Source organism: Vibrio sp. 10N.222.49.C9, from assembly GCF_041474985.1.
Lineage (GTDB): Bacteria > Pseudomonadota > Gammaproteobacteria > Enterobacterales > Vibrionaceae > Vibrio > Vibrio crassostreae_C.
In genome coordinates, this window is the sequence record NZ_JBFRVD010000036.1 from 188,311 (window position 1) to 199,465 (window position 11,155).

Sequence of the window (11,155 nt, forward strand, 5' to 3'; positions counted from 1 at the left end):
CTATTGACTTTGCCGCTCCAGAGCTGCCCTTCTCTATAAAGGCAACTTTGACAAAATAATCCTTCATAGCTAAACGTTTATGTACCAACGTTTTCGTCAGGGAAAAAAAATGCCAAACCTTAAATTACGAAGTTTAAGCGCGATATTCTTCTTTGCTGTCACTCTTCCCATCGTAGTGTTAGCCGACGAGGGGCAAGATGTAGAGGAGGTAGCTAAAGAGCTAGCCAACCCAAACACAACGCTTGGCTCGATGTCCTTTAACTTGGATTGGACGAACTATCAAGGCGACTTAAATTCAGCGAACAGTCAGAACGGGTATCGCTTGAGCTTTCAACCTGTTCTCCCTGTGCCAATTGCAGAGCGAACCAACTTATTTATCAGACCAAATATACCTTTAATATTTGACCAACCCTATTACAAGGGCGATAGATTTGAAAATTCAGATGCAGGTCTCGGTGATATCGGCTTTGATGTGGCCGTTGGTCATACCTTTGAGAGCGGCATGATTGTCGTGGGGGGGATAGTGGGTACACTGCCCACCGCAACAAGCGATGAACTGGGTAACGATCAATTCTTACTCGGTCCAGAGTTTGCCTTAGCCTACGTACAAAGCTGGGGGGTTATCGGGGCGTTAATTACCCATCAATGGAACGCTGGCGGAAGCAATGACGCCGACGCGAGTATTACTGGTGGACAGTACTTCTATACCGCGAATCTAGACGATGGATGGCAAATTCAAGCGCAACCAACTTGGAGCTATAATCACGAAGCGAGCAGTGGAAATAAATTGTCATTCCCTATTGGTATTGGGTTCGCTAAGACGACTCTCATTGGTGGCAAACCCATCAAGTTTGGTCTTCAATACTGGAACTACATTGAAAGCCCTGACGCGTTTGGGATAGAGCATCAACTTCGACTGGTCATCACACCTGTTGTTGCTCTTCCTTGGTGATAACAGGTCGCAGGATAAAATTAGACATAAAAAAACCGCAGCGAACTGCTGCGGTCTTAAATTTGGCGGTGAGTGAGGAATCCGACTTATTTATTTAAGATGCTGATATATATCCATAAAAAAACTCGCAAAGAGAGCGGTAATACTTATGGTAATACTTTTAACCAAGTGTCAAATTCATAAGTTACTGCATAAATTTTTAGGCTAAGGCAACTATACTTTATCCTAACGTACTTAACCTGCTTACAACCGCCAGCTAGTAATTCAGTCTATTTCAACATAAGTATAATAGCTTCTTCAACGGCATCAGTTAGGTATTTCCAACGGTGCTGCAATAGCCATGCAGGCTAAGACCCCCGATACACGGTTACTCACTTTAATCCCTTTCCGCACAGAATCTCTGAGCCTTAAGAAGGTTCTGGGCATTTCTGAGTTACGAAATGGTGCGTGAGAAGTTTCTGGACAAAAGTGTGCTACGCGATTTGCTAATTTAGTGAGCAATGGATTAGTTTAAGTAAGTTAAATGAGATTTGTCTTAAAATAGACAAAAAGCACGTCGGGCAGCCAATTACTCAGTATTGTTTGCAGGAGCCGTTTAATTAGTAGTGTCTACTTTGGCCACATCAAGGTTCCAAGCATATGAAAATTAATTGAATGCTCGGGCTATCCTCCCATGCCCTTGATAATCGTATTTCACTGAGTTACTGCTAACGAATACTGATTCACCAGCTCTCAACACAACGTGATTATTTTGACTTGAAATTGCAACTTCACCTTCAATACAAAACAGTATTTCTGCGCTACGAACAAACTGTGCTTGGCTGGTAATCTCGACTGTCATTACTTCAAAGCAGAAGTCATCAACTGGGATCGGGTAGCTCACTTTATTACTCTCTTTATATATTGGTTTTAGCCGAATCTCCGCTGGTTCAATCGGTTCGAATGAGGTGTTATCTATTAACTCAGTTACATCAATGTGTTTTGGTGTGAGCCCTGCGCGCAAGACATTGTCTGAACTTGCCATTATCTCCAGACCAGTCCCCTGCACATATGCATGTGGGGTTTCGGCGTACAAAAACATTGCTTCGCCAGGTGCTAATTCAACAGTATTAAGCATTAGTGGAGAAAATAGGCCGATATCTCCAGGATAATGCCGCTTAAACTCAGCACTGTACTGCAGAGCCTCGCGCCCTATCATGGTTTTAGCCGGACGTCTGTGCGCCTCACCAAGTTCAGCCAGTGCCACCTTTTTACGTTCACCTTCAAGTGACATAATCGCAGCAAAGAACTCTTTTAGCGCTGCACTATCTGCGTGCTTTTCTAGCTCGGAAATTTCTTTCGCCAGACTTGGAATGTCGGCCTCTTTAAACAAAGTAATAATGTCTGCAATTGGGCGAAATCCATTCATCGCTTTATAAAAGGTTAAAGCGTAAACCAATTCAGGCTTATGGTTGGAATCTTTATAGTTTCTGTGCGCGGCATCTAGCGGAATCCCTCGTTGGTTTTCTCGCTCAAACCCTTGCTGCGCTTTATGTTTACTAGGGTGTACCTGAATAGAGAGTGGCATCTCTGCGGCAAGCACTTTGAATAAGAAAGGCAACTCCCCAAAACGTGCAGCGGTGTAGCCACCAAGAATATCTTGCTTGTTGTGCTCAATTACCTCAGCAAGAGGCTCTCCGGTACCATCGAGCCTAGAGCAGCCATTTGGGTGAGCACCCATCCAGATCTCTGCCTGTGGCTTGTGCTCTGGATTATTGATACCAAATAGGTTGTGAATGGAGTCTTTACTACCCCATGCATAGTTTTGGATGACGTTATCAAGCTTAAATAGAGACATACTACTTCTCTCCAAAAATCTGTGCGCCGACTTTCAAAGTAGCGGCAATATTGCGTGCAGTGCGAGTCAGATTATCGCCCGCCTCTGTCAGAACTTGTTCTAGTGGTTGTGGTGAACGAACCGTGCCAAAGGTGCTATCGACAACGTTGTAGAGTTCATCAATCTCTTTACCCAATGAGCCTGCAATTCCAATCACGGGAATACCTTGTAGCGTGGCTCGTTTAGCAATACCAAACGGGGTCTTGCCTTGCAGGGTTTGGTTATCCATCTGGCCTTCGCCAGTAATAACCAGATCCGTGCCCTGCAGCACTTGGTCTGCGTTTAAGGTGTCTAAAACCATCTCAATACCTTGCTTGATTTGGATATCAAATAGCAGTGATAAACCAAGAGATGCGCCACCAGCAGCGCCAAAGCCAAGTGTAGTTCGGTTATCTGTTCCAGTGAGATTGCTGCTGACCTCTCCAAAATGATTCAACGCGTCATCAAGCTGATCAATCAGTTCCGAGGAAGCCCCTTTTTGAGCACCAAAGATATAGCTAGCGCCGTTTTCACCAACTAATGGATTGTTGACATCACAAGCGATCACAAACTCGACCTGTTGGCATCGAGGATGGATATTGCTTAAGTCGATACGAGAAAGGTTAGAAAGAGCAGTACCACCCAAGGCAATCTCATTGCCTTGCTCGTCCAACAACTTGCCACCCAATGCTTGGACGATACCAGCCCCACCATCATTGGTGGCGCTGCCTCCAAGACCAAGCAGGACTTTATTTACACCTTTCTCAAGTGCCTCTTTGATCAACTCACCAGTACCATAGGTAGTTGCAAGGGCAGGATCGCGATCTTGTGGCGAAACTAGGTCTAATCCCGATGCTGAAGCTATCTCTATCAATGCCGTATTACCGTCATCAAGCAGTGCCCAATGTGCATCGACGGTCTCACCTTGTGGGTTCATCACTTGGGTAGTTTGCACAATGCCATCTAACCCTTGCATCAATACATCGACCGTTCCCTCACCGCCGTCGGCCAGCGGTAGATGCACATACTCCGCTTCTGGGAATACTTGTGCAAAACCGGCTTCAACGCTTTGGCATACCTGCTTGGCACTAAGAGACTCTTTAAATGAATCGGGGGCAATTACAATCTTCATCTCGGTTCACCAACTCCGCCCAGTTGGAATCAGAGCGGAGGTTTCTACGGTTAAAAACTAGGATTAAAACTTCACTTGGAATGATTTAGCCTGACACGCATTAAGTGCACCAAAGCTCTGGCTAGCGACTTCGGTATCACGTACTCGCTCATCCAAGCTGGTCTCTTGCCATGAAGTCACTGGTTGAGTGAAGGTAACACCATCTTCAATCTGTCCAGATTCAGCCGGGTTGTAGACACGTAGAATTAAGGCATCTTCATCTTCCGCTTTCTTCAGTACACTAAGAACAGCTCCTTTCTGCTCTTTGGCAAGAAGCGAGTAGGTTAACGGCTTGTCTTGCTCACCGACGTTTAGCTTCATTGCGTTGTACGGGATCTTGTTGTAACACTCGATTGGCGTTACATAGTCTCGTGCTTTAGCCATAACGTTGGCCGCGATATGGTTGCCAGCAAAACCAAGTAAGCTGAATTCACACACCAACTTGCCGCGAGTTTGCGAGTCTGGGGTCGGGATCTTGATACCTGAAGGACGTCCTGGACGCAGCAACAACTCTTCTTTACCTAGAACTCCTACCCCACGCAGTAGAGTTAGAGCAAAGGTATCGCGTTCTTCATTGCCTTGGCTTGATACGACTTCAAACTCACGCAGACCATTGGTCATCAATGCCAGTCCACCTGTCTGGTTTTCAACCGCAGCAAAGTTCATCAGCTGGTACACAGGCACTGGCGCTTCTTTCCAGCTTTCTTGCTCCCATACTTCCATTGCAGGGTCGTTAGTTGGTCGAGTGATAAGGCCAAACTGGTTATCTGCCACCACATTTTCAGAGACAAATGGCGTTGGGATAAGCACACGTACTCGATGATCGTCTGCTTGATTATCTAGCTCCATACGGACTTCAATGCGGCGTGAACCGGCTTTAAGTACCACTTGACAATCGACATCTACATAGCCGTTTTGTCCTGTGCGCTCTTCACGCTCTTGCAGATTAGCTGGTACATCCATTCGCAGTTTGATGCTAGCAACCGATTGGAATCCTTCATGTTTAATATCGGTTTCGACTTTAAACTCATCTGAGTAAAGCAGCCACTCTTTGCGAGATGGCGAATAGTCGTACTCATCGCCATCGTCTGAACCATCTTCAATTTTTAGCACTTGGTCGTATGTCATCTCGGTTTCTTTGTCCAAGATGGTTAGGGTGCCATTGTCGTTCACTTTGATGGTGTAGAACTCATTCTCTAGCAGGTAATCTTTCTGCTCGGCAATCTTCTGAGCACCTTGTTCATTGCCTTGAATATGCAAGGTAGCAAAGCCCATCGCAGGTACAGATTGTTTAATCTGAATATCGTACTCAATAAACGGGTCATAGTTACCGTAGTGGACAATCTGGCGGTCAATCTTGCCTGGGTCGATCACTCGCTGATCTTGGATGAAGTACTCAACTGAGTTGCCGTTATCATCGAAGATGTTGAACTGCTCTGCACGAATAGTGATGGTGGTGTTGATCACCTCTTCACGTTCGTATGGCGATAGGTTAAAGAAAGCTAGCTTGTCGCAGCCTTCACGCGCTGGCATGTGGTCAACAATTTTACGCTTGTAAAAGGTGATCAGATTGCTCGCCATATCGTCGGCTAGGATGTAACGGTTAAGGATCTCCGCATGCACCTTGTCTGAACAGCAGCAGCCAATAGAGTCATGGGCATGGTTCTTCATGCTCTCTTTCCACATTTTCTCAATCAAGCCATGGTGATATTCAAAACCTAGTGACCAAGCGATAGAAGCAAGAGGTTCTAGGATGTTGACGATCTTATTCTCTACCTGAGCGTGGATCAGCTTGATATCCATACGAGTTGACGAAATTGTACGGTGCACACGCATGTATTTGCCGTCGTTAAACTCGCCTTTTACTGTGTCTAATTGATCGCGTTCTTGCTTGATGCGGTCGAACACCTCTTCAAAGCGGCTCATCACAAACTCACGTTCTGGGTAAACCTCACGTAGCTTGTCCATCACCTCAAAGATGTCTTTTTGGATTGGCATCTGATCGTGACCATTCGGCAGCAGGATATCTTTGGTCACTGACGGTTTTTCTAACACCGGGAAGTATTTGTCTAGGCGAGCACGCAGCCCTTCTTCATCTTGAGGTAGGTACTTACCAATCGCATATCCAAGAGGCAGTACTTGTGCAGCTACTTCTGAACCATCATTAGATTGCCATAAGAACTCAGTTTTGTTGGTACCGTGACGCTCAGAGCAACCACGCCAGAACATCGCTGTATCGATATCAAATCCGTTATAGATCATCGGCAACTGTGAGCTCATTGAGAACGAGTCTGGCAAGTAACCAATTTTCATTGGCTCACCTAACTCTAGACAATCGCGTAGGCCGTACAACATGTTACGAACGATTGACTCACCACCAACCTGCATAGTGTCAGTTTGAGAGTACCAAGGGCCAACAATAAGTTTGCCCGCCTGAACTAGGTCACGTACACGCTCTTTATTTTCTGGCTTGATGGCAAAGTAGTCTTCAAGGACAGCGGTCTGACCATCAAGTACATAGTATTTGTATTCTGGATCGCTCTCCAGACGTTGCATGATCTCTTCCATGTTGTTCACCAGAAGAATACGAGACTCTTCAGTGGTGAAGTACCATTCGCGATCCCAGTGCATGTGTGGGGTAATATGAACGCGTGATTTAATCATTGTTTTGTACCTGTAAAGACTGTGCTGTGCGACTTAAATGAGTAATGGCTTTTGAGTAAACGCTGAGTTATCCAAATAACTTTGAAGCAATAGAACCAAACAACCCTTTCTTCTCTTCAACTACTGGTGCAGATTCTTCGGCTGCCTGTTCAATTTGTTCTTCCTCATCGCTAAGAAGTGCAAAAATTTGTTCTACAGTTGTCGCGCTAAGTACCGCTTCACGAACTTCATCATCAATCAAAGTACTTGTCAGCTCGGTCAGCAGTTGCATGTGTGTAGAGCCCGCTTCAGCATTAGGAATAGCAATTAGAAAGATCAGATTTACATCCTCTTCTTCATCAATGCCCTGCCATTTCAAATCTTGTTTTAGGGTTGCGACTGCAAATGCTGCTTCTTTCACTGCGTCGGTTTTGCCATGTGGAACAGCAAGGCCTTCGCCTAGCGCCGTTGCACCATGCTCTTCACGGGCAAACACAGCTTTTAAATACTCTTCTTTGTCGTGCAGTTTGCCTTGTTGGTCGAGTTGTTCAGCGAGTGCTTCAATTGCAGCGTCACGACTTTCGAACGTCGTTTGTAGATTAATCAGTGATGAGTTGGTAAGCGTTGTAAGGTTCATAGTTTTAGCCCCGTGTTCACGTTCTTTTGGGTTATCTGTTTATGTGACAACAATAATACCAATCAAATACAAATAAGCCGTGATGCAGATCTCACAAATATCACGATATGTATTAAATTGGAGTTAAGGGCCCATATTTGTATTCTTTATCATTATTTAACTGGGTGGAATTCGTATTATTCAAGTCAAAGGTCACACACTAAGACCTGTTAGAGTGGTTCTACAGGTTAATACGCAAGAGGTTAGCTAGGATATGACGACAAGATTACCCATGTACCGACAAATCGCTGATGCCATTAGAGATAAGATTAGCACCGGTATTTACAAGGTTGGTGAAGCACTACCGACAGAAGCACAACTCCGTGAAGAGTTCTCTGTCAGCCGCGTAACTATACGCCAAGCGCTTAAACTTCTAATCGAACAACAAGAGCTAGAAAGTATTCAAGGTAGTGGTACCTATGTAAAAGAGAGCAAAATAAACTACAACATCTACCAACAGAGCAGCTTTGCTGAGAAATGGGCTCATTTGCAGGGAGTAACACACAGCGACGTCTTATCTTTCGAGGTACAAGCCGCCTCATTAACGCTGGCCGAACACTTGGATATCAATGAAGGCGAGCGCATTTTCTACATCAAGAGAGTACGTTTCCTGGACGAGACCGCCATTACGGTTGAAGAGACTTGGATGCCAACGACTATGTTCCCAGACCTCAGTTACCAAGTGATGCAAGGGTCGAAATATGACTACATCGAAAAGCAAAAGAAGATGGTGATAGATAGAAGTGAGCAAGAAATCATGCCTGTCCTTCCACCAAGTGACGTGGCGACATTGCTTGGAGTCAATCCTACAGAACCTGTTATAGAAAAGCGTACTCGCGGATACCTAGAAAATGACACCATCTTCGAATATAGCCGAAACTATTTCACGACCAACAACTATAAATTTACCCTCACCTCTAAGCGCCAAAGGGCGAATACAAGCTATTCTATTTAAATAAGGGTTTTATTACTTAATGTCGCCTCGTAGCTATTTAGTATTATATTTCAATGGTATATAGTCATAGTGCATTTTTTGTATTACTTTTACACTTAGAACAATAAAAACAAATTAAATACAAATAATACAACTTGTGAGAATCATCACAGATGATTAAAACAAATTAAGTAAGGATATAATCATTGAGTGACCTATTTGTCGCTCAAATGACGAGAGACGACGCAAAGGAACATCAGATGAAAATCTTAGCGATTACAGCATGTACAGCCGGTGTAGCGCACACCTACATGGCGGCTAAAAATTTAGAAAAGAAAGCAGCCGCGCGCGGTTGGGAAATAAAGGTCGAGAAGCAAGGTGCGAATGGACTAGATGGAAAACTAACCGCACAAGATATCGCGCAGGCCGATGGCATTATCTACGCTGTTGACGTAGGCGTAATTGAAGCTGAGCGCTTCGAGGGGCTAACGTCTGTGCAAGGTAAGGTTAAAGATGGTATCAAAGCCGCTGATGAAATGCTTGATGCACTCGAAGAGAAGGTCAAAGCGGGTGGCTCAAATGCGAAAGCAGCCACGACGACCAACAAGTTTGCCGAGAAGGAAGAGAGCAACGACAATATGATCGTTAGTTTCTTGAAACTTTGGTACAAGGGCGCTCTTTCAGGCGTATCTCACATCATTCCTCTTGTTATAATCGGTGGTCTTTGTGTAGGTCTTCTAAATCTATTCTTCGGCTACGATTACACCCACCTTTATGATGAAGCGATACTGGTTGAATACACGGGCAAAACATACGCAGACCTTGGCATAATTAACGCCGCTGAAGGGTTAGCAAACAGTGAAATCGGTGCAATTAAGAAAGAAGTTTATGCAGCTATTGCACAGCCAGAAGCCAAAGCGCAGTTTGAGTCTTCGTTTCAAGGCATTATTCATTTCCTATACTACGGCACGTTAAAAGCATTTAACCCACTGTTAATCTGTGTGCTTGCAGCATTTACAGCTTACGGTATGGTCGGTAAACCTGGTCTAGCTCCTGGTTTCGTCGGTGGTTTCGTCGCTGTTGGTGGTGGATTCGGTAAGATCTCTATCATGACCGGCGGCTTCCTAGGTGGCTTAGTAGCCGGTGCAGCAGCAGCGTTATTTGTTATGCTTGTCCGCCAGATCAAAGTACCGAAAGTACTAGAGTCAGTGAAGATGATTATCATCACACCTCTACTAGCGGGTATCGCAACACTAATCTTTATGTATGCGGGCCCTGGTAAGTTCTTCGCGATGCTTAACAGTGGTTTGGTTGACTGGCTAACCTCAATGGGCACAAACAACCTACTGATTCTTGGTTTCATCCTCGGTGCTATGGCTTGTTTCGATATGGGCGGCCCGGTAAACAAAGCGGCTTACCTATTCTGTATCGGTGTTGGTACAAGTGGTGACTTCGCTGGTGATGCATCAATCTTTTACGCTGCCTTTACTGCTGCGAAATGTATCCCTGGTATGTCATTAGGCATTATGTCTGTCGTATTCAAACGTTTCTTCGATGAAGAAGATCGCTTGGCAGGCCCTTCAACCGCTATCTTAGGTTTCTGTGGTATCACTGAAGGTGCTATCCCTTACGCTGTAAAAGATCCAATGCGTATCATCCCTGCTCATATGATTGGTGGTGGTGTAGCGGCTGCATTAATTCTTTCTTCTAAGATTACTATTGGTACCGTAGCTGGCGGCGCAGTGTTCATGCTACCTGTCATCGGTAACCCTGTTGCTTGGCTGACTTACTTCGTCATCGGTATTGCAGTGTCAATGGCACTAACCATCGGATTAAAAGTAATAGGAAACCAAAAAGAAAAGAAGTTAGCTGAAACGAAAGCTTAACTCACCCTCACTTAGTATGCTCCAAAACTCCAAGCCTCCCCCGCTTGGAGTTTTTTTGTATTATCAGCTCACTCACTCAACAACCATTTCTTGTATTCAGTGCTTTAATTCGTATCATTAAGCCTCTAGAGGTGATCACAAGTCGTTGTCACCTATCTCTTTTGTATTGTTTTCGAGGTTTACATGGCAAGACTGCCCCTGTATCGCAAAATAGCTGACGCCATTCGAGAAAAAATCAGCAGTAAGATTTACAAGGTAGGTGAGGCGCTGCCAACAGAAGCTCAACTGTGCGAAGAGTTTTCTGCCAGCCGAGTAACCGTTCGTCAGGCGCTTAAACTTCTGATCGAAAATGAAGAGCTAGAGAGCATTCAGGGTAGTGGCACCTACGTTAAAGAGAATAAGGTTAACTACGATATCTACCAACAAAGTAGCTTTGCGGAAAAATGGGCTCATTTAGGTGGGATAACTCATAGCGATGTAATTGCCTTTGAAATTCAATCTGCCTCGTTAACACTAGCAGAGCACTTAGACATCAACGAAGGCGCTCGAATTTTTTACGTAAAACGCGTTCGTTTTGTCGATGACAACCCAATCACCGTTGAAGAGACATGGATGCCAGTCGACATGTTCCCGGATCTAACCTATCAAGTGATGCAAGGCTCGAAATACGATTATATCGAGAAGCAGAAAAAACTGGTGATAGATAGAAGTGAGCAGGAAATCGTGCCCATCCTCCCGGCTAACGATGTTGCTGAGTTGCTAGGCATCAGTCCTGCCGACCCGATCATTGAGAAGCGCACTCGCAGCTACCTACACGATGACACTGTATTCGAATATAGTCGCAACTACTTTAAATCCAGTGACTATAAGTTCACTCTAGTCGCAAAAAGACGGAAATCTCCCCGTTAACCTGTGGACGTTTTGAGTAAACTTGTAGAATGTTCGAATCGACTATTCAGGTTACTATTTATAGGACAAACTTTCTTTAACAAGATAGCTATGAGTAAAAACACTAACGTGATGTATGGAATCCACTCC

The 11,155-nt window shown here is 44.8% G+C and carries 7 protein-coding genes and 1 pseudogene; 4 read left to right on the forward strand and 4 right to left on the reverse strand.

Translation table 11 applies throughout. From position 1 onward, the window contains the following. The first annotated feature begins 109 nt into the window (after nt 1–109). Nucleotides 110–952, forward strand: coding sequence for a hypothetical protein (locus AB4585_RS16340; RefSeq protein WP_017062424.1), 843 nt, complete (start codon nt 110–112; stop codon nt 950–952). 646 nt (nt 953–1,598) lie between these two features. Here AB4585_RS16340 and manA read toward each other — a convergent pair. From manA to AB4585_RS16360, 4 genes and pseudogenes are all read right to left on the reverse strand, one after another. Further along, the gene (gene manA / locus AB4585_RS16345) at nt 1,599–2,789 is read right to left on the reverse strand and encodes a mannose-6-phosphate isomerase, class I (RefSeq protein WP_102321457.1); all 1,191 of its coding nucleotides are present in this window, start codon (nt 2,787–2,789) and stop codon (nt 1,599–1,601) included. Between the two features lies 1 nt (nt 2,790). Continuing rightward, nucleotides 2,791–3,939, reverse strand: a complete 1,149-nt coding sequence (locus AB4585_RS16350; RefSeq protein WP_372121910.1) for a glycerate kinase — start codon at nt 3,937–3,939, stop codon at nt 2,791–2,793. Nucleotides 3,940–4,002: 63 nt separating this feature from the next. Further along, nucleotides 4,003–6,642, reverse strand: coding sequence for a mannosylglycerate hydrolase (gene mngB / locus AB4585_RS16355; RefSeq protein WP_372170272.1), 2,640 nt, complete (start codon nt 6,640–6,642; stop codon nt 4,003–4,005). Between the two features lie 118 nt (nt 6,643–6,760). Further along, a pseudogene (locus AB4585_RS16360) lies at nt 6,761–7,258 on the reverse strand (fructose PTS transporter subunit IIA); the annotation flags it as partial. 253 nt (nt 7,259–7,511) lie between these two features. On the opposite strand from AB4585_RS16360, the gene AB4585_RS16365 reads away from it, so the two are divergent. From AB4585_RS16365 to AB4585_RS16375, 3 genes are all read left to right on the forward strand, one after another. After that, complete coding sequence (locus AB4585_RS16365; protein WP_241910602.1) at nt 7,512–8,252, forward strand: GntR family transcriptional regulator; 741 nt, start codon at nt 7,512–7,514, stop codon at nt 8,250–8,252. Between the two features lie 239 nt (nt 8,253–8,491). After that, complete coding sequence (locus AB4585_RS16370) at nt 8,492–10,117, forward strand: PTS fructose transporter subunit IIC (protein WP_198594332.1); 1,626 nt, start codon at nt 8,492–8,494, stop codon at nt 10,115–10,117. Between the two features lie 183 nt (nt 10,118–10,300). After that, nucleotides 10,301–11,026: a GntR family transcriptional regulator gene (locus AB4585_RS16375; protein ID WP_102321452.1), complete on the forward strand. Its 726-nt coding sequence runs from the start codon at nt 10,301–10,303 to the stop codon at nt 11,024–11,026. Nucleotides 11,027–11,155: the final 129 nt, after the last annotated feature.